This is a genomic window from Devosia sp. MC521 (genome assembly GCF_014127105.1).
In the GTDB taxonomy this organism is placed as follows: domain Bacteria; phylum Pseudomonadota; class Alphaproteobacteria; order Rhizobiales; family Devosiaceae; genus Devosia.
This window is the reverse complement of the sequence record NZ_CP059902.1, coordinates 882,776-900,252: the sequence shown is the minus strand read 5'-3', so window position 1 is coordinate 900,252 and position 17,477 is coordinate 882,776. Positions and strand designations below refer to the sequence as shown.

The 17,477-nt window shown below is 57.8% G+C and carries 20 protein-coding genes; 10 read left to right on the top strand and 10 right to left on the bottom strand.

Features of this window, described 5'->3' with window-relative positions; translation table 11 throughout:
- The first annotated feature begins 60 nt into the window (after window positions 1-60).
- Entirely contained in the window at window positions 61-741 is a 681-nt protein-coding gene (locus H4N61_RS04270) for a phosphoribosyltransferase (RefSeq protein WP_182395108.1), read from the top strand.
- On the opposite strand, the gene H4N61_RS04265 is transcribed toward H4N61_RS04270, so the two are convergent.
- Both H4N61_RS04265 and H4N61_RS04260 read right to left on the bottom strand, forming a co-directional pair.
- Window positions 738-1,988: a sensor domain-containing diguanylate cyclase gene (locus tag H4N61_RS04265; protein ID WP_182395107.1), complete on the bottom strand. Its 1,251-nt coding sequence runs from the start codon at window positions 1,986-1,988 to the stop codon at window positions 738-740. The genes H4N61_RS04270 and H4N61_RS04265 overlap by 4 nt on opposite strands.
- Before the next feature lie 144 nt (window positions 1,989-2,132).
- Window positions 2,133-2,471, bottom strand: a complete 339-nt coding sequence (locus H4N61_RS04260; RefSeq protein WP_248306562.1) for a metalloregulator ArsR/SmtB family transcription factor — start codon at window positions 2,469-2,471, stop codon at window positions 2,133-2,135.
- Window positions 2,472-2,552: 81 nt separating this feature from the next.
- On the opposite strand from H4N61_RS04260, the gene H4N61_RS04255 reads away from it, so the two are divergent.
- Genes H4N61_RS04255 through H4N61_RS04240 form a run of 4 tightly spaced genes read left to right on the top strand, consistent with a single transcriptional unit; the run spans window position 2,553 to window position 4,675 of the window.
- Window positions 2,553-2,981: a YeeE/YedE thiosulfate transporter family protein gene (locus tag H4N61_RS04255; RefSeq protein ID WP_199368523.1), complete on the top strand. Its 429-nt coding sequence runs from the start codon at window positions 2,553-2,555 to the stop codon at window positions 2,979-2,981.
- Between the two features lies 1 nt (window position 2,982).
- Window positions 2,983-3,411, top strand: coding sequence for a YeeE/YedE family protein (locus H4N61_RS04250; protein WP_199368522.1), 429 nt, complete (start codon window positions 2,983-2,985; stop codon window positions 3,409-3,411).
- Window positions 3,412-3,431: 20 nt separating this feature from the next.
- Window positions 3,432-4,346, top strand: coding sequence for an MBL fold metallo-hydrolase (locus H4N61_RS04245; protein ID WP_182395105.1), 915 nt, complete (start codon window positions 3,432-3,434; stop codon window positions 4,344-4,346).
- 5 nt (window positions 4,347-4,351) lie between these two features.
- Window positions 4,352-4,675 carry a TIGR01244 family sulfur transferase gene (locus tag H4N61_RS04240; RefSeq protein WP_182395103.1) on the top strand — a complete coding sequence of 108 codons (324 nt, stop codon included), beginning with the start codon at window positions 4,352-4,354 and terminating at the stop codon, window positions 4,673-4,675.
- A gap of 72 nt (window positions 4,676-4,747) precedes the next feature.
- Here the strand turns inward: H4N61_RS04240 and tal are convergent, their stop codons facing one another.
- Together tal and H4N61_RS04230 are read right to left on the bottom strand one after the other, a co-directional pair.
- The gene (gene tal, locus H4N61_RS04235; protein WP_182395929.1) at window positions 4,748-5,692 is read right to left on the bottom strand and encodes a transaldolase; all 945 of its coding nucleotides are present in this window, start codon (window positions 5,690-5,692) and stop codon (window positions 4,748-4,750) included.
- A 361-nt stretch (window positions 5,693-6,053) separates the two neighbouring features.
- Window positions 6,054-6,839 (bottom strand): EAL domain-containing protein, encoded by a 786-nt coding sequence (locus tag H4N61_RS04230; protein ID WP_248306591.1) that lies wholly within the window; start codon window positions 6,837-6,839, stop codon window positions 6,054-6,056.
- A 524-nt stretch (window positions 6,840-7,363) separates the two neighbouring features.
- Here H4N61_RS04230 and H4N61_RS04225 point away from each other — a divergent pair.
- The 3 genes from H4N61_RS04225 (at window position 7,364) to H4N61_RS04215 (ending at window position 10,783) form a co-directional block, all read left to right on the top strand.
- The gene (locus H4N61_RS04225) at window positions 7,364-8,032 is read left to right on the top strand and encodes a response regulator transcription factor (RefSeq protein WP_169194733.1); all 669 of its coding nucleotides are present in this window, start codon (window positions 7,364-7,366) and stop codon (window positions 8,030-8,032) included.
- On the top strand, window positions 8,029-10,488 hold the full coding sequence (locus H4N61_RS04220) for an extracellular solute-binding protein (protein ID WP_210337020.1): 2,460 nt from the start codon (window positions 8,029-8,031) through the stop codon (window positions 10,486-10,488). The genes H4N61_RS04225 and H4N61_RS04220 overlap by 4 nt, the downstream gene beginning before the upstream one ends.
- Window positions 10,489-10,612: 124 nt before the next feature.
- Window positions 10,613-10,783: a hypothetical protein gene (locus tag H4N61_RS04215; protein ID WP_169194732.1), complete on the top strand. Its 171-nt coding sequence runs from the start codon at window positions 10,613-10,615 to the stop codon at window positions 10,781-10,783.
- Between the two features lie 64 nt (window positions 10,784-10,847).
- Here the strand turns inward: H4N61_RS04215 and H4N61_RS04210 are convergent, their stop codons facing one another.
- The 6 genes from H4N61_RS04210 to H4N61_RS04185 form a co-directional block, all read right to left on the bottom strand.
- A complete protein-coding gene (locus tag H4N61_RS04210) occupies window positions 10,848-12,395 on the bottom strand; it encodes a tripartite tricarboxylate transporter permease (protein WP_182395099.1) in 1,548 nt (515 codons plus the stop codon).
- Window positions 12,395-12,895 carry a tripartite tricarboxylate transporter TctB family protein gene (locus H4N61_RS04205; RefSeq protein ID WP_169194730.1) on the bottom strand — a complete coding sequence of 167 codons (501 nt, stop codon included), beginning with the start codon at window positions 12,893-12,895 and terminating at the stop codon, window positions 12,395-12,397. The genes H4N61_RS04210 and H4N61_RS04205 overlap by 1 nt, the downstream gene beginning before the upstream one ends.
- Complete coding sequence (locus H4N61_RS04200) at window positions 12,892-13,836, bottom strand: tripartite tricarboxylate transporter substrate binding protein (protein ID WP_169194729.1); 945 nt, start codon at window positions 13,834-13,836, stop codon at window positions 12,892-12,894. Before H4N61_RS04200 ends, H4N61_RS04205 begins: the two co-directional genes overlap by 4 nt.
- Before the next feature lie 192 nt (window positions 13,837-14,028).
- Complete coding sequence (locus tag H4N61_RS04195; protein WP_169194728.1) at window positions 14,029-15,021, bottom strand: acryloyl-CoA reductase; 993 nt, start codon at window positions 15,019-15,021, stop codon at window positions 14,029-14,031.
- A 72-nt stretch (window positions 15,022-15,093) separates the two neighbouring features.
- A complete protein-coding gene (locus H4N61_RS04190; RefSeq protein WP_169194727.1) occupies window positions 15,094-15,582 on the bottom strand; it encodes a group III truncated hemoglobin in 489 nt (162 codons plus the stop codon).
- Window positions 15,579-16,181: a metalloregulator ArsR/SmtB family transcription factor gene (locus H4N61_RS04185; protein ID WP_199368521.1), complete on the bottom strand. Its 603-nt coding sequence runs from the start codon at window positions 16,179-16,181 to the stop codon at window positions 15,579-15,581. Before H4N61_RS04185 ends, H4N61_RS04190 begins: the two co-directional genes overlap by 4 nt.
- Before the next feature lie 267 nt (window positions 16,182-16,448).
- On the opposite strand from H4N61_RS04185, the gene H4N61_RS04180 reads away from it, so the two are divergent.
- Together H4N61_RS04180 and H4N61_RS04175 are read left to right on the top strand one after the other, a co-directional pair.
- Window positions 16,449-16,991 carry a flavin reductase family protein gene (locus H4N61_RS04180; RefSeq protein WP_169194725.1) on the top strand — a complete coding sequence of 181 codons (543 nt, stop codon included), beginning with the start codon at window positions 16,449-16,451 and terminating at the stop codon, window positions 16,989-16,991.
- Window positions 16,992-17,052: 61 nt separating this feature from the next.
- Complete coding sequence (locus tag H4N61_RS04175; RefSeq protein ID WP_169194724.1) at window positions 17,053-17,331, top strand: hypothetical protein; 279 nt, start codon at window positions 17,053-17,055, stop codon at window positions 17,329-17,331.
- The last annotated feature ends 146 nt before the right edge of the window (window positions 17,332-17,477 follow it).

Sequence of the window (17,477 nt, the reverse complement as noted above, 5' to 3'; positions counted from 1 at the left end):
GGGTAAAGGTGCTGGCACATTGCGTTATTCGGAACGCAGCGACAAGAAAAGAGACGCGCTTTGCCCCTAGAACCGCATCACTTCTGGCAGGAGGTTTTCCCAGCAGGCACGCACGCTACGGGTGAGAGCTATACGGGCTTTTATCCGGCGGAGTTTGCCGATGGGCGTCAGCTCGCCCTGCCCTTGCGCGTGCTGCCCGGCGACGGGACGCGGGCGGTGTCGTCGCTGATCGTCAATCAGGCGAGTTTTGTGGTGGAGGATGCGCTCGCACAAGGCATGGAGGACCTGATCGGGCCGTATAATGTCGATGCGGTGATTGGTGTGCCGACGCTGGGCTTGCCGTTGGCCAATAACGTGGCGCGGCGGCTGGGGCACGCCAGAATGGTGCCACTGGGGACGTCGCGAAAATTTTGGTATGTCGATGAGCTGTCGGAGCCGCTGAGCTCGATCACCAGCCCGACCCATGCCAAGACCATCTTTATAGATCCGCGCATGTTGCCGCTGGTTGAAGGCAAGCGCGTGTGTCTGATCGACGATGTGATCAGCTCCGGCTCTTCGATGGTGGCGGTTCTGCGCCTCTTGGAAAAAGCGGGTATTGAGCCCGTGGTGATTGCAGCAGCGATGCTGCAATCAAACCGATGGAAAGACGGTCTGGCGCGGTATCAAGACCGCATCGTCGCCCCGCTCAAGTCTCCTCTGTTTGAGAAGACGAGCGAGGACCGCTGGAAGCCAATTGTTTAGTTTTCTGGCGTGTCCAGGTAGACCATTTCTACGGCACCGACACTGCGCTTGAGCAGTTTGCAATGATACTGCTCTGTCGAGCCTTTAATGCGCAGATCAAAGTGATCGGGTAGCACTGTGGTCAGGGCCAGTGTCGCTTCAGCGCCGTCATCCCATAGGCTGCGGATCGTGCAATCATAGGTCGAGCGACCATCATTAAAGATGATCTGGCCGGCCTTGAGCACGCGACGCCGATTAACCTTGGGTTCTTCATCGGGCTTTGGCGCAAGGTGGACACGATCTCGTCCTGAGCGCTTGGCATTGTAGAGCGCCGCATCGCTGCGCGCGATGAGCGCCTCAATGTCGTCGCCAGGAACCAGCGATGCGACACCAAAAGACGAGGTTACTGAGATGGGCGGACGGCTATGCGGGAACCGCAGCTGTTTGACAACTTGGCGCAGCTTTTCCGCCACATCCATAGCTGTCGCTTCTTCAGTCTGCGGCAGAAGCACGGCAAACTCTTCGCCACCGAGGCGGCCCACAATATCGCTCTGACGCAGCGTCTCTTTGAACGCCTTCACGACGCCGGTGAGAACCTGATCGCCAGCGGCATGACCGTAGGTGTCGTTGATCTGCTTAAAGTGGTCGATGTCGAGCGAGATGCAGCTCAGCGGCGCGTTGTTACGGTTCGATAGCGAAATGTGCTTTTTCGCTTCTTCCTTGAAGGAACGGCGGCTGCTGGCGCCAGTCAGAACGTCGGTGATCGCTTCCTGCCGCAGTTCCAGGCCCTGCATGACCAAGGCTGCGAGGTGACGGAGGATTTCCATCTCACGCGGGCCGAAGGTCCGTTTCTTAGTGTCGACAGCGCAGATCGTTCCGACCATCAGCCCTTTTGAGGTGAAGATGGGGGTGCCGGCGTAAAAGCGGATATAGGGCGCACCGACGACTTTCTCGTGGTCAGCGAAACGAGCGTCTTCGGTCGCGTCATTGACGATGACAGTATCGCCCGCTTCGAGCGTGAAGCGGCAAAAGGCGCTATCCAAGTCCTGCTCGGTATTGGTCATGCCGACAGAGGCTTTGTACCACTGACGATGCGCGTCGATCAGGGTCACAAGCCCGATGTCGACGTCAAACACCAAGCGGATCAGGTCTGAAATTCGGTCGAAGGCCGGTTCGCGCGGACTGTCTAAAATATCCAGGGCCTGTAACGCCGCGAGGCGACTATTGTCATCGCTGACATCCTGCCAACGCTGTGTAGGCGACGACATGCGACCTCCATGCCCTAAAGACCACAAACGGACCAATCGCTTGCTCAATGCGCAAGCCGCTAGCACAGTTGGCGCAGCGTCAAAAGTCTAACTGAGAATGCTTTCGGGTCCGTGAAGGCATTTGCGCAGATGATCCACACCCAATTAAGCGCAGTAAATCTCATAGAGGGTGGTGAGAAGACGCGTGACGTTCTCGGAAGAGAGCCGATAGTAGATCGTCTGGCCATCGCGCCGGGTTTTCACGAGGCCTAAGGCGCGCAGCTTTGAGAGATGTTGGGACAGCGGCGACTGCTCCAGGCCCACGAGCTTGGCCAGATCGCTGACGCTGCGCTCTTGATGCAAGAGGTTACACAGGACCAGTAGGCGCTTTGGATTTGCCATGGCGGTGAGCAGTTGCGCGGCTTCTTCAGCGCGTGGCTCAAGAGCCGCCATGTCCATTGGCTTTTCGGATGCGTTAGGGATAGCGCTTTCCTGAGTTGACATATTAGGACATTCGAATATATTGATCCACTGAACATTAGCGGTTTCGCATAGACGCCGCGCTTTTGCAACTTTGGATGGCCGATGATCACCCAGTTCACCCCTATTGAGGCTCTATTGGGCGGCAGCCTGATTGGCCTTAGCGCTGTGCTTCTCATGGCATTTCATGGCCGTATCGCTGGCATGACCGGCATTTTGGCAGGAGCGATCATGCCAAAAGGAGACGCCGGTTGGCGTGTTGCCTTCCTACTCGGCGCCATCGCTGCCCCTGTGCTGTTGACGCTCGTTAAAGGCAGCCCCTTGCCGTTCGCGGCCGACTTCCCGGCCTGGGCGATTGTCCTGAGCGGTTTGCTCGTTGGCGTAGGCGTGACCTTTGGCGGCGGCTGCACCTCGGGACATGGCGTTTGCGGCATAGCGCGGTTGTCGACCCGTTCGATCGTTGCAACGGTGACGTTTATGGCGACAACGCTGATCACCGTTTTTGTTATTCGGCACGTGCTCGGAGGCTTCTAATATGATCCGCATTCTGTCTGCTGGTCTTATCGGCCTCGTTTTCGGTGCTGGAATTGTGATTTCGGGCATGGGCAATCCAGCAAAGGTGCTCAATTTCTTCGACATCTTTGGCACATGGGACCCGAGTTTGATGCTGGTGATGGGATCTGCCCTCGCCGTCACATTCATTGGCTATCGCTTTGTGCTCAAGCGCCCGATGCCCGTGTTTGACAAAGTGTTTCACCTGCCGACGAAAACCACCATCGATAAGCCGCTGGTGATTGGCTCGGCGATGTTCGGCATTGGTTGGGGGATCGCGGGATTTTGTCCGGGCGGAGTCATTCCGGCGCTCGGCTCAGGCAACATCCAACCGTTTATGTTCGTTATGGCCATGATCGCAGGTATCGCCGCGACCACCGTCTTACGCACACGCGCCACCAAGGCGGCGTAAAGTTAGATTGAGAGACTAAAATGACTGCTGCCCCGATCCCGTTCACGCCGGACCTCAGGGTGAAACCAGACGTCGTCGCCTTCTTCGATGATGACTCCAACACCATCAGTTACGTGGTCAAAGACCCCAATTCGAACGCCTGCGCTGTGATCGACAGTGTGATGGACTTTGACTACGCGTCGGGTGCCATTTCCTATGAAAGCGCAGATGAGATCATTGCATTCATCACGGAAAAGGGCTGGACCGTTGAGTGGCTGATCGAAACCCATGTCCACGCCGACCATTTGTCCGCCGCACCCTATATTCAGGGCAAGCTCGGCGGCCAGCTTGGTATTGGCGACCGAATTTCGGTGGTGCAGGACACGTTTGGGAAGATCTTCAACGAAGGGACGGAGTTCCAACGTGATGGCTCGCAGTTTGACCGCCTGTTCACGGACGGCGACAGCTATCAGATCGGGACTCTGACGGCTTACACCCTATTCACACCCGGCCATACGCCTGCGGATATGGTGCATGTAATTGGCAATTCTGCCTTTGTCGGCGACACGCTGTTCATGCCGGATGGTGGCTCGGCGCGTGCGGATTTTCCGGGCGGAGACGCGCGCACACTCTATCGCTCAATCCAGCGGCTATTGCAGCTTCCGGACGAGTTACGTCTGTTTATGTGCCACGACTATGGACCGAATGGGCGCGACATCCGTTGGGAAACCACTATTGGCGAACAGCGGGAATTCAATATCCACGTCGGTAAGGGAACAACGGAAGATGAGTTTGTGGCGATGCGTGAAGCGCGCGATGCCACACTCTCGATGCCGCGCCTGATTATCCCCTCGCTGCAAATCAATATGCGCGCCGGTCATCTGCCCAAAGCTGAAGACAATGGCACGAGCTATTTGAAAGTGCCCCTCAACGGGCTCAATAAGAAGAAGGATTAAGTTTGATGAAAATCAAGATTGTTGACGAACGCTTTGGCCAGACCGGGCAGATCCAGACTTCCGAGATCCCCGAAATCGTCGCTGCAGGCTATAAGGGTATTGTGTGCGCGCGTCCGGACGATGAAGACCCAAACCAGCCAAGCTTTGACGACATCGCGGCGGCAGCGAGCGCAGCGGGCCTACAGGCCTTTCATGTTCCCGTGTCGGGCCCACTCGGCGAAGGTCAGTTGATCAAGTTCACCCAGGCCCTTGAGGCCATTGATGGCCCAGTGCTCGGCTATTGCCGCTCTGGTGGCCGTGCGGGCAGTCTTTACGCTGCAACGCGCTAAGGCTTAGCGAGACAAAAGAAAACGGCGGCCGGGTTTCCCGAGCCGCCGTTTAATATTTACAGCAGAAGCGACTTAGCGCGCTGCGATCTTTTCGCTGATCAGCGCGTAGAGCTTCTTGGTGTCGGCGTTGAAGTTGCGGATGCCTTCCGAAAGCTTTTCCGTGGCCATTGCATCTTCATTGAGCGCCCAGCGGAACTTGGCTTCCGTCAGGTCGATCTTGGCAGGCGAACCCTTAGCGCCGTCGAGCGCACGTGGCAGTTCACCGGTGTCGGCAGCAAGCTGTTCGAGCAGCGCTGGCGCGATGGTGAGACGATCGCAACCAGCGAGGGCTTCGATCTGGCCGGTATGGCGGAAGGAAGCACCCATCACGATGGTCGGGATGTTGTGCGCCTTGAAATATTCGTAGATGCCGCGAACCGAAATGACGCCCGGATCCTGATCTGGGGTGTAGGTCTGGCCCGTCGACTTGGAGAACCAGTCGGTGATACGGCCAACGAATGGCGAGATCAGGAACGAGCCAGCGTCCGCGCAAGCAATAGCCTGAGCCTGCGAGAAGACGAGGGTCAGGTTACAATCAATGCCAGCCTTCTGCAGAGCGCGGGCGGCAGTGATGCCTTCCCAGGTCGCAGCGAGCTTGATGAGAATGCGGTCCTTGGAAATGCCACGGGCAGCATAGGCGTCGATGATCGCCTTGGCCTTGGCTTCAGATGCGACAGCATCAAAGGACAGGTCCGCGTCAACTTCGGTGGAAACGCGACCGGGAACGAGTTCGGCAAGAGCTGCGCCGACGTCGATGGTCAGGCGGTCAGCAATCTTGGTGACGGCATTGGCTTCGCCAGCGAGTGCGCCAACTGCTTCGTCGAAATGCGAAGCAAAAGCTGGGCTCTGCAGCGCCTTCAGCACGATAGAGGGATTGGTGGTGCAATCCTGAGGTACAAATTTGCGCACCGCTTCCAGATCGCCTGTATCGGCGACAACCACCGACATTGACTTCAACTGTTCAAGCTTACTTGTCACCATCAACTCCGGGACTCTTTGCGTTCACTGCTCTGGCCATATGGCCAAGCTCCGAGGAGAGCAATATCTCAACCGCTTCACTGTGCAAGTCAGTCATTCGCCGCCTCGTCCACTTGCAACGCGTTTGCGCGCGCATTGTAGCGACAAGCGGGGGATGTTGCACCCCTTAAAGAGTGGAAAGTGTTTGTCGAATTGGCAGCCAGATTAGCCAAATTTGGCGCGGTTGTTGCCAGAGCTTTGCCCATTGGAGCCCCCCACACTCACCATATCGCGCGGCGCGGTGATCGTACCTAGGGCCCGTTTTGGTTACACCGACGACAGCCCGAAATTCACGCGAGATGCGGACAGGAGCTTAGTCCGGCTACTGGCTCACGCCAAACCCTTGAATCCACGAAATTCCTGCCATGTATGCTGTGTTTCGATCGAACTCGGTTTCTATGCCCTCGAGGACGAGTACACCGCCAAAGGCGCGCAGATCTTGCGCGACGCCGCGCAATTCGATGGCCGCGGGTTCTCCCTGTCGCGCATTCCGCGTGTAGTGCCCGTTGATCTTAACAATGTCAGGCCGGATTTGCGTCAAGCGCTCTTGCGTGCTGTGGCCGACGCCATAGTCATCCAGCGCGATCTTGATGCCGCGCGAGCGCAGAGCTTCTATGAAACTTCCATAGCCTACCGGTAGAGCCGCCGTCTCTGTAACTTCGACCACAAGGCGCGGGGCAACTCCGGCATGCGCGTCAACGAGCGTAAAAAACTCGCCCCATTGATCGTCGAGCACAGCGCTGTTTGCCGAGATATTGACGCCAAGGCGCGCCTCCGGCTGGTCAATCAGCCACTGCGCCACTGTGAGTGCCACGAAATGGTCTATCGGGCGGATACGACCAAGTCGCTCCGCGGCAGCGATGCCTATGAACAGAGATGGGCCGTTTAATTCACCGGAACATCGGCGCAAAAGGCATTCATGGTACAGCGTGTGTTGCGGGTTATCACGCTGATGGATGCCCTGCTGCACAAGCGTCAAACGGCCAGCCGACAGATCGGCCAGCAGACGCTCGGCCTCTTCCGATTCCATTACCTCCGCTTCTGAGACCGTCGCCGGAATGACTGTGTTGTGATGACAATCCGAAACGGCTCCATTGCCGTTTTTCATCGACAACTCGTCCTCCACTGAGGAGGCGCAGACTATGCGCCTCAAAACTCTTAAAACTATATTCGGGCCGCAATATCTCAACACTTCGGTGAGTAGACATCGGTGGCGACGCATTGCGACGAGCGTGGTCACACTAACGATTTACATCTATTTTTCCCGCCACACCAGAACCCTATTCAATATATCTCAGAGTATATCAGGATGAATACCTACCAGCGACGAAAAGTCCACTTGCAGAAATAGTTGCAACAAACACAGAGAGAAGAAACTACAGTCGAATTCGCGCCGGATTACCGTTCGCCTGCAGCTACGCAACTATCCACTGGAGCCGCAGATGACGAAGCAAAGATGGCACTTTCAGGCTTTGCGAGCGATTTTTATCCAGACGGATCGGCATTCTTTTCGCCGTTAAGGCAAAGTTCTCACAAGGCCATAAGGACGGCATATGGCTATCAAAAACAACCCGCTAACCCGATCCAAATCACACGAAATGCGCTAGTATACATGCAGGGAGACTCTGGCGAATGCGCATACTGCTGGTCGAAGATAATGAGGATCTTGGGGAAGCTATCGAACAGCGCCTCCGCAATGCGGGCCATTCGGTGGAATGGGTCAAGGACGGAGCGGACGTGGTGGCCACGGCCGAAAGCGATGCCTTTGATGTGGTCGCGCTCGATTTGATGCTGCCCAATAAGGACGGCATTACCGTGATCGCTGAGTTGCGGAAACGGCGGTTTAGCGCGCCAGTTTTGGTCATGACCGCGCGGTCTGAGATCGACGACAAGGTCTCGATCCTTGACCTTGGCGCGGATGATTACATCGTCAAACCCTTCGATTTGCGAGAGCTGGAAGCGCGCCTGAGGGCCTTGCTGCGTCGCTCCGGCGGGCAAACCTCAAGCCTGGTGGAAGTGGGCAATCTCACTCTAGATGTCGCGGGCATGCATGCCCTGATCGGCGGCACGCCAGTTGAACTCGGGCGCCGCGAATTTCGCTTGCTGGAAATTCTGATCATCAACATCGGTAAGGTGGTGGCGAAAGAACGGCTGATGAACCAGCTGTTTAGCTTCGATGAGGGCGTGTCCATCAATGCGCTGGAATTGCACATTTCGCGCCTGCGCAAGAAGCTGGCGGAAGCGTGTATCGAAATCGGCACTGTCCGCGGCGTTGGCTATATCGCGCGAGTTGTATCTTGAGCACAGACTTGCCTGCACGACGGTTTTCCATCCGCAAGCGCATCTTCATTCTGGCGATATGCCTCTTATTGGTTTCGTCGCTGAGCCTGATCGTCTTCATTCGGGACTATTCCGAACGCGCAGCGGACCGCGCCTTTGATCGGCTTCTGGCGGCCTCTGCCCTGACAATCGCGGGCGCTGTTCAGGTGGAAAATGACGATGTTATCGTCGAACTGCCGTTCGCGGCTTTTGCCATGTTCTCCGGTCAAGACCGGGTATTCTACGCTGTAGAGGACCCCGATGGGCGCACCGTGACGGGCTATGACGATCTCGCCCAGTCCATGCGCGAGACGACAGAGGCAGTGCCGCTATTCCATGACGTTTCCTATCGCGGCGAGTTGGTGCGTGTCGCCAGTGTGGGGCGGTTGATTTCCACCCCAACGGACACGGGTTGGGTGACAATCCATGTGGCAGAGACCCAGCGACAGCGAGAGGCCTTGGCGGCGGAAATTCTCTCCAATGCCGTGCTGCCGGTGGTGGCGCTAACGCTCCTCGCAATCGGTCTCGTTTGGTTCGGCATTTCGCGCATGTTTGCGCCACTGACCCAGCTGGAACACAATTTGCGCGCGCGTCGTCCGGAGGATTTGGATCCGGTGGATGTGCCTGTGCCGGTGGAAGTCGATCATCTGGTGGTGGCGCTGAACGGGTTTATGGCCCGTCTGCGCAATGCCATGGAACGTGTGTCGGGCCTTGTTGCGGAAGCGGCACATGAAGTGCGCACGCCTCTCGCCTCCATCCGCGCCCAAGCAGAGGTGGCGCTGGAAGAACAAGACCCGAAAAAGCTTCGACAGCGCGTCGCACGTATTCACGGTAGTGCGGTGCAGGCCAGCCAATTGGTCAATCAGCTGCTGATGGAAGCGACCGTTTCCCATCGGCTGGATAATCATGAGGGCAGCACAACGTCGATTGCTGCTCTGGTCGACGAAGTGGTGACCCGATTGGATGAAAAGCAGAGCGCGCGTGTGGGCGTGAGCATTTCCCCTGCCGCTGCGCTGGCGACGATACCGGGCGACCGCGTGGCATTGCGCGAGATGCTGCGCAATGTGGTCGACAATGCACTGACCTATTCCGACGGTCCCATCGACATCGCCGTAACCAACTCAGAGAGCGATGTCGTGCTGCGCGTGCTTGATCGCGGACCGGGGCTGGAAGCGCATGAGAAAAACGAAGTCATGGGCCGCTTTAAGCGGGGTAAGGCCAGTGCGGGCAAGGTCGGATCGGGACTCGGATTGTCCATCGTCGCGCGCGTGGTCGAAGCGCATAAGGGGCAGCTGACACTGAAAGACCGCTCGGAAGGTGGATTGAACGTCGAGATGAAGTTTCCCATGCCAAAGAACCATTTGACGCAATGGTCTTGGGTTGTCGGCGTCGCTTTAGCAGTCAGCCTCATCCCCATGGTGTCGCCATTGGCGGCGTCGACCCGGTATCCTGCACTCGATGAAACCAGCCCTACGGTTCTGACCATTGTAGGGGTAACCGATACCCCGCTCTTTGCGCATTTTATAGAACGGTTCCAGCAGCTGCATCCGCAGGTCGAGGTGCACTATGAGGAAATGGCATCCCTGCCCCTTTATGAGGCCTTCCTCGATGGTACGATCATAGAAGGCACCGACCTCATCATCAGCTCGGCATCGGACTTGCAGGTCAAGCTGGCTAATGATGGCTATGCGCTGGCCTATGACAGCCCCTATCTCGGCGCGCTGCCGGATTGGGCGCATTGGCGCAACGAGGTTTTCGGGTTCACGTTTGAGCCCGCGGTGACGATCTATAATCCCGATTTGGTCGCTGCAGAGGAAGTGCCACGCACCCATCTCACTCTGGCAGAACTGCTCGAAGCGCAGGCGGAGAGATTTTCCGGGCGCATCTCGACCTATGACATCGCCCTATCAGGTGTGGGTTATTTGTTGGCTGCGCAGGACCAGATGATATCATCGACCTTCTGGCGATTAGCTACCGCTTTTGGACGGGTTGACGCGGAGTTTTCGGGATCGAGCCCGGCCATCTTGAACGGCGTTGCTGAGGGACGCCTGGCGCTGGGGTTCAATGTCCTGGGGTCCTATGCCTTTGCTCGCAAAGCGGAGGGAGCCAATATCGAAATCGTGGTGCCGGACGATTACGTGTTGGTCCTGACACGCTCGATGTTCATCCCGCAGACGGCGGACCACACCGATCTCGCCAAGGCGTTTGTCGACTTCGCGCTGTCGCCCGACGGGCAAGCTGTGGCAGCGGGGCCCACCGCGCTTGGCTCGGTTATTCCCAATACTGACGGCGAATGGTCGAGCGAGACGATTGCCGCGCTCGGGCGCGGCGTGATCCAGCCTATTCCGCTGGGACCGGGACTGCTCGTTTCGCTTGATACGCTGCGGCGCCAAAGGTTTTTGGAAACCTGGCAGGAGATCGTGTCGCCAAAGAACTAAGCAAGGCCAAGCGCTCAGTGCATGGCTGTTTTGAGCAAAGGCCCGGTACTCTTGGGCGGAAAGCAACCTATCTTAAGGGCATGCAACGTCCCGTGAATGTCACGGGCCCAGAAAGGATAGACCGATGAGCACCGCCCGCAAGAACAAGTTCTTTGCGACCCTCGACACCTTTGTGACCGTATTCGGCAGCGCTGCTGCAGTTTCGGCAGCTGTTGAAGGCGGACGCGCACCGAAGGCTAAGCACCTCAACGCACTGGGCATTGACCCAGCGCAGTTCGAGAGCATCCGCCGCTAAGGCTAGAGAGCCTTTCCTCGCAGAAAAATTAAGCCCGGCTGATCACTCGGCCGGGCTTTTGTTTTTAGTCTTCGTCGCTGGCGAGGCTGCCGAGCACTTGCCCCTTGCCTTTGAGGCGGAAGTACATGGGCACAGCCACCGCGATAAAGGCTGCCACATAGAGCACGATGGCGATCGGCGAGGCGAAGAGATAGCCAATGTCGCCCTGGCTGATCGCCAGCGCCCGGCGCAATTGCTGCTCGGCCATAGGGCCGAGAATAAGCCCGACCACCACCGGCGCGATTGGATAGCCAAAGCGGCGCAGGATGTAACCCAAGACGCCAAAGACCAGCAGCAGCACCAGCTCGAACGAGATGCGAACTGGGCCAATACCCATAGACATCGCCCCATTGGCGCCGAGTGTACCCAGTGTCGCGAACACCAGAATGCCGCCATAGAGCCACGGCTTTGGCACGGTGAGGAGTTTCACCCAGAGGCCAATCAGCGGCAGGTTGAGAACCAGAAGCATGAAGTTGGCGACCAGAAGCGAAGCAATCAGCGCCCAGACGAGGCTGGAGTTGTTGGTGAAGAGCAATGGGCCCGGCTGCAGACCGAACTGCTGGAAGCCCGCCAACATAATCGCAGCGGTTGCTGTTGTCGGCAGGCCGAGCGTCAGCAGCGGTACAAGCGTGCCCGCGGCGGACGCATTATTGGCAGCTTCCGGGCCGGCAACACCCTCAATTGCGCCATGGCCGAACTCTTCCGGCTTTTTAGCAAAAGACTTTTCGGTGCTGTAGGAGAGGAAGCTCGCGACGTCCGCGCCACCCGCAGGCATGGCCCCGATTGGAAAACCGATGGCCGTACCGCGCAACCACGGCATCCACGAGCGTTTCCAATCCTCAATGGTCATCCACACAGAGCCTTTGACGGCCATCACCTGAGCGTTGACCTGATCGCGATCCGATGCGGTTTTGAGTGTTTCCCCGATAGCGAAAAGCGCAACTGCAAGGGTGGTGACCTCAATGCCGTCGAGCAAGTCCATGACACCGAAGGCGAGACGGGTCTGACCCGATTGAAGATCGATACCGATCAAGCCTAAGCCGAGACCAATGAACAGCGCGGTTAGCCCACGCAGCGCACTATCGCCAAAGGCGGCCGAGACGGTGACGAAGGCCAGAACCATCAGTGCGAAATAGTCGGCAGGGCCAAAGGCGAGCGCGAATTTTACGACGAATGGGGCGATGAAGGCTAAGCCAAGGGTTGCCAAGAGACCGGCGACGAACGAGCCAATCGCGGCCGTGGCGAGAGCAGGACCACCCCTGCCCTTGCGGGCCATTTTATTCCCCTCCAGCGCGGTGACGATGGACGCACTCTCGCCCGGGGTATTGAGCAGGATGGAGGTGGTGGAGCCGCCATACATGCCGCCATAGTAAATGCCCGCAAACATGATCAGCGAACCTGCTGGATCCAGCTTGTAGGTGACCGGCAAAAGCAGCGCGACAGTGAGCGCGGGGCCGATGCCGGGCAGAACACCAACGGCAGTGCCGAGGGTTACGCCGATGAGCGCGTAGATCAAGTTTTGCACCTGCATCGCGGCCATAAGGCCTTGGGCGAGAAGTTCGAATGTATTCATCAGACGAAACTCCCCGTGGTTAGAAACCGCTCAAGCACGCCCATGGGGAGCGAGAGTTGCAGCCCCTTGGCGAAGATGAACCAGACGACAAAGGCAAAAACGATGCCGATAGGGATGGTTTGCCAAAGCGGACCGCGGCCAAAGGCTTTTGCCGTGAAGGCAAAAAGAAGACCTGTAGCGATCGAGAAACCAGCCGTTGAGAGCAGGAGTATCTGTGCGACGAGACCGCCAACCACCCAAAGGATCGGACCGATGTCGTCTTTACTGCGTTCTGGGAAACCATTTCGTGCAGCGGAGATAAATGTCCCCACGGAGAGCAGCGCCAACCCGGTCGCGATGACATAGGGGAAGACGTGCGGACCCATTTTTTGCTGAATGGGCGGTATGCGCATCTGGCTGGTTTGCCAGAAGATCACAGCAGAAATGATGGCGAGGATGACGCCGATAATAAGCGCCGCCCCATCGGGGCGACGCGTCGGCTGTGGTGAGCCGTTGATCATTGGACGAGGCCAATGTCTTTCAGAATGGCTTCGGTGGCAGAAATATCTGCTTCGAGCTGAGCGGTGAAAGCATCGCCATCGAGATAGGTGTCGACCCAACCGCGGCTTTCAAGAGCGGCCTTCCATGTTGCGGATTCGGCCATCTTCTTGATGTCGGCAGTGATAGTAGCCTTCTGCTCATCGGTGATGCCGGGTGCAGCTGCAACCATGCGCCAGTTCTGAACAGCGGTATCAACGCCAGCTTCCTGAAGGGTTGGCGCATCAAAGCCTGGAACGCGGGTGTCGGTCGAAACAGCCAGGAGGCGGAGATCGCCAGTTGCGATTTGCGACGCAAATTCGCTGATACCGGAAACGCCAACAGTCACCTGATTGCCGAGGATAGCAGCGAGCGCTTCGCCACCGCCGGAATAGGCAATGTAGTTTACCTGGGTCGGATCAACGCCAACGGCCTTGGCGATGAGACCTGCTGTGATGTGGTCAGCGCCACCAGCAGAACCACCAGCCCAAGACACGCCGCCTGGGTTTTCCTTGAGCTTAGCGACGAGGCCAGCCATGTCCTGAATGTCGGACGCGCCGGGAACGACGATACCAACGGCTTCACCAGTGAGGCGCGCAATTGGGGTCACATCAGCAAGCGTAACGGGCGATGCGTTGGTGAGGATGGCGCCAACCATCACATAGCCACCGACGATCAGGGCATTGGCATTGCCAGATTCCTGCGTGGCGAACTGGGCAAGACCAATGGTGCCGCCTGCGCCCGGTACGTTGGTAACCTGCACGTTAGCCGAGATACCATCAGCAACGAGTGCTTCTTGCATGGTACGGGCCGTCTGGTCCCAACCACCGCCCGGCGCGGCCGGAGCGATGATAGAATAGTCAGCTGCGAATGCAGGTACGGCCATAGCGCTGGTGACCAGCGCTGCTAAAAATAGCTTGTTCATGGTTCCTCCCTAGAACAATAGCGAACGTTTTTCGTCCGTCCCTCAGCTTACGGCGCAGAGTCTGTCAGCGTCCTGTCATCCTCCCTCCCCGGCCGTAATCCGCAAACGGGGCGATCTCTTCGATCCAGATAGTTGTGGCGACAAATCGGATGCAATTGCAAGACCCGGCACTTTTGCGCGCGAGAATGGCTCCTAGAGCGCTGGGTTAACGACCAGCTTGCCGTGCGTTTTTCCGGCAAGGATTTGCCGCGCCTTTTCCGGCAAGACCGCGAGGCCTATCTCTTCGACATTGCTGGCGTATTGGGCTTGATCAAAGATATCCCCCAAGCGCCCCCAAGCGCCCATCCGCGCCTCATGGGGCTGCATGACACTATCGATGCCGAGGATGTTTGCGCCGCGCAGCAGGAAGGGCAGCACATTGGTGTTCAGCTCAAGGCCCGCAGCATTGCCCAGGCTTGCGACAGAGCCATCATAAGCAAGCTGACGCAAAACCTTGCCCAAGATATTGCCACCCACACAGTCGACAACGCCTGCCCAGCGGGCGGTTTCGAGTGGTTTGTCGGGCTCTGCCAGAAAATCGTCTCGGCTGATGATGTGCTTCGCGCCAAGCGCTTTCAGCATTGGCGTATGTTCAGCGCGACCTGAGAGTGCGGTGACGGCATAACCCAAATTGGACAGAAGGCCGACCGCGATAGAGCCGACGCCCCCGGCAGCGCCTGTCACCAAAACATCGCCAGAAGTTCGGGTTAGGCCATGTCCCTCAAGACGATTGATGGCCAGCATGGCCGTAAGCCCGGCAGTACCGAGCACCATGGCGGCACGGGTATCGAGCTTGGTATGAAGGGGCACGAGCCAATCGGCGTTGACGCGCGCTCGTTGGGAGAAGCCGCCCCAATGGAGCTCGCCCACCCTCCAGCCGGTGAGCACAACGGCGTCTCCGGGAGCATAGCGCTCGTCCTTGCTGTCGCGAACAATGCCTGAGAAATCTATGCCAGCGATGTGCGGGAAGCTGCGAACCAGACCGCCTTTACCGAGCAGGCAAAGGCCATCTTTGTAATTGAAACCGGCAAAATCAATGTCAACGACGACATCACCGGGCGGCAGTTGCGCGTCGTCGAGGGTGACAAGTTGGGAGACGAGGCCAGCCTCTTCAGTCTTGCTCGTCAGCAGTGCTCGAAAACTCATGCTCGCTCTCCCTTGCGTCCACCCAGCTATGTGTGGCGCATATGGGGGCGATCCGAAAGAGGGTTTTGTGCCTTAGTCTTCTGGCCGCCAGACAGGCGAGGCTTCTCGTGGCAGTGGGGCGAGACGCGTGATGTCATCGCCGCGACGCATGAAGATATTCATGCGGAAGGAATTGCCAATACGCTCAGAGCGCTCAATGAACACGGCGGCAATATCGGGCGGACACAGCTCGGTTACGGTTTCGCGGAACAGACGGAGCCAACGCATGAAATGGGCGTCTGACAGTTCGGGGATGCCCATATGTTTGGGCATGGGGCGACCATCGTAGCGCCCGGAGCCGAGCAGCATGGAGCTCCAGAAATCGGCGATCTTGCTGAGATGGTGAGGCCATTCGTCAGCGGCAATTTTGGAATTGAACACCGGGCCAACGACATCATCCCTGCGCGCCCGGGCATAGAACTCATCCACGACAGCGCGGATCAGTTCTTCGCTGAGGCCCTCAGGCGTATCCCAGCCTATGCGGTGCAGGCGCGTGCCAACGGGGCGATCTGATTGGGTCATGATGAAATGGGCCTAATGGAGTAAGAGCAACGACGCCCGCCCGAGACGACGTGCTCGAGCCGCTCAACGGCAACATCGTCGCCCAATACAGATTGGAACACCGAAAGTTCTGATCGGCAAAAGCCTTGGCAGGACGTCGCGGCGGCGCAAATTGGGCAATGGTTTTCGATGAGCAGGATCGATCCGTCTTCGGCCTGCGACCAAGAACTCATATAGCCTTCGGTGCTGCGGGCCTGCGCCAAGGCGTCGACACGATCGGTGAGCGCTGTGAGGTCTGCGGTGGCGGCAGAATAGAGCTTGAGCGTATCGGCCTCGCGTTGCGCGACGATCTGGTCCAAGGCGGCTTCACCGAGAGTGGAACGCACGATGTCGAGGATTTGAACGGTCAGTGCGGCGTGCGTATCCGGGAAATGGGACTGTGCTGCCGGTGTGAGTGACCAAATCTGGGTCGGGCGGCCCGCTTTGGAGGGGACCGGGCAGGCTTCAACCAGACCGTCCGCCGCCAGGCGCAAAAGCTGCTGGCGAGCAGCCTCTCCGGTGATTCCGAGCTTATCGCCAACATCGGCAGACGACAGCTCGCCGTGCATTTTCAGGACCATCAACAGACGCTCCGACGGGCTGCGGGGCGACCACTGAGCGTCTTGACGATCAGAGCTTGACTTATCTTGCTGCACGGTTTTCAAAGGCATGACTTGGAAATACCGTTTCTGAGCTTCGCATGCAAGCGAGTAACATCTGAAAACCTCGGAGCAGCGTTGATCTGCTGCCTAACGGAACTCCGATGGGCACCAGAGCATCACCTGCCAAACGCTTTACCGAACGCGAGCCGCGTAGACATCTTGACCACGAAACGACCGACCCTGCCGATGATTGCTGAATTTGATTTGCCCGACACCATGCGGATGCGTCCGTTACGCAATTCTACGGTTGGCGAAGCAGAGTTTCGGCAGGCTATGGCGACTCTCGCCTCCAGTGTGCATGTTGTGACGGCGAGACGGGGCGATGAAATGGTTGGGCGTACGGTCACCTCGGTTATGTCGCTTTCGGCGCAGCCCCCGGCCATCCTGATTTCCATAGATATTGTCAGCCGGTTGGCGGATGTGATTGCCAAAACAGGCGGTTTTTCTCTGGCCCTGCTCAGAGATGATCAAAGGGATATTGCAGACGCTTTCGCCGGCAAGCTTGCACCAGAGCGGCGCTTCGATGTGGGGCGTTGGACACGCTGGCACTCGGGCCACCCCAAACTACTTGGCGCAGCTATGACGGTGGACTGCGAAGTGATCGGTTCAATGGAAACGGGAACGCATGTGCTGTTTGCCGGAGCGTTGATCGAGGCAGAAACCAACACAAAAGCGACACCATTGCTTTGGCATAATCGTAACTATGCCCTGCCCAAAAACAGCGGGTAACACAGGAGTGGCAACGGTTTTGCCCTCTGTCGCGTTATCTTTGGGTGATTGGAGATCGAGCGTGCCGCGTTTTTATTTCAACCTTCGCATAGACGACGAGTTGTTCCGCGATGACGTGGGCAGCGAACACAGTAATCTCGACGCCGCAGAGCAGAATGCTGCTGAGATGGGGCGAGCTATCATCGAGAGAATTGCAGGCGATCATGAACAGCTCGGCGTGCCGCGCTGTATCGAAATCACCGACGAGGATGGGCGCGATCTGCTCTACATCGTCTTCTGGCAAGGGCCGGAAATCGATACGCGAGATTTTGCGGCGCTACCGCAGCAGACCCTGCATTAGCCTAAAAGAATGGGCCAGCGTGGGTGGTGACGACGATGCCTAGGATCAGCGCGCCCGCGAGGGCTGCGTAAGAGACATAGCGTTGGAGTTGGCGCATGAGGGCCTCCGCACTTTACCCCCTAACACTACCACTCTGGTCGGCATTA

What these genes read in the sequence shown, in the direction of transcription:
- H4N61_RS04265 (WP_182395107.1), bottom strand. Translation starts at nt 1,988, where the DNA reads ATGTCGTCGCCTACACAGCGTTGGCAGGATGTCAGCGATGACAATAGT.
- H4N61_RS04260 (WP_248306562.1), bottom strand. Translation starts at nt 2,471, where the DNA reads ATGTCAACTCAGGAAAGCGCTATCCCTAACGCATCCGAAAAGCCAATG.
- H4N61_RS04255 (WP_199368523.1), top strand. Translation starts at nt 2,553, where the DNA reads ATGATCACCCAGTTCACCCCTATTGAGGCTCTATTGGGCGGCAGCCTG.
- H4N61_RS04250 (WP_199368522.1), top strand. Translation starts at nt 2,983, where the DNA reads ATGATCCGCATTCTGTCTGCTGGTCTTATCGGCCTCGTTTTCGGTGCT.
- H4N61_RS04245 (WP_182395105.1), top strand. Translation starts at nt 3,432, where the DNA reads ATGACTGCTGCCCCGATCCCGTTCACGCCGGACCTCAGGGTGAAACCA.
- H4N61_RS04240 (WP_182395103.1), top strand. Translation starts at nt 4,352, where the DNA reads ATGAAAATCAAGATTGTTGACGAACGCTTTGGCCAGACCGGGCAGATC.
- H4N61_RS04230 (WP_248306591.1), bottom strand. Translation starts at nt 6,839, where the DNA reads ATGAAAAACGGCAATGGAGCCGTTTCGGATTGTCATCACAACACAGTC.
- H4N61_RS04225 (WP_169194733.1), top strand. Translation starts at nt 7,364, where the DNA reads ATGCGCATACTGCTGGTCGAAGATAATGAGGATCTTGGGGAAGCTATC.
- H4N61_RS04215 (WP_169194732.1), top strand. Translation starts at nt 10,613, where the DNA reads ATGAGCACCGCCCGCAAGAACAAGTTCTTTGCGACCCTCGACACCTTT.
- H4N61_RS04210 (WP_182395099.1), bottom strand. Translation starts at nt 12,395, where the DNA reads ATGAATACATTCGAACTTCTCGCCCAAGGCCTTATGGCCGCGATGCAG.
- H4N61_RS04205 (WP_169194730.1), bottom strand. Translation starts at nt 12,895, where the DNA reads ATGATCAACGGCTCACCACAGCCGACGCGTCGCCCCGATGGGGCGGCG.
- H4N61_RS04200 (WP_169194729.1), bottom strand. Translation starts at nt 13,836, where the DNA reads ATGAACAAGCTATTTTTAGCAGCGCTGGTCACCAGCGCTATGGCCGTA.
- H4N61_RS04195 (WP_169194728.1), bottom strand. Translation starts at nt 15,021, where the DNA reads ATGAGTTTTCGAGCACTGCTGACGAGCAAGACTGAAGAGGCTGGCCTC.
- H4N61_RS04190 (WP_169194727.1), bottom strand. Translation starts at nt 15,582, where the DNA reads ATGACCCAATCAGATCGCCCCGTTGGCACGCGCCTGCACCGCATAGGC.
- H4N61_RS04185 (WP_199368521.1), bottom strand. Translation starts at nt 16,181, where the DNA reads ATGGTCCTGAAAATGCACGGCGAGCTGTCGTCTGCCGATGTTGGCGAT.
- H4N61_RS04180 (WP_169194725.1), top strand. Translation starts at nt 16,449, where the DNA reads ATGATTGCTGAATTTGATTTGCCCGACACCATGCGGATGCGTCCGTTA.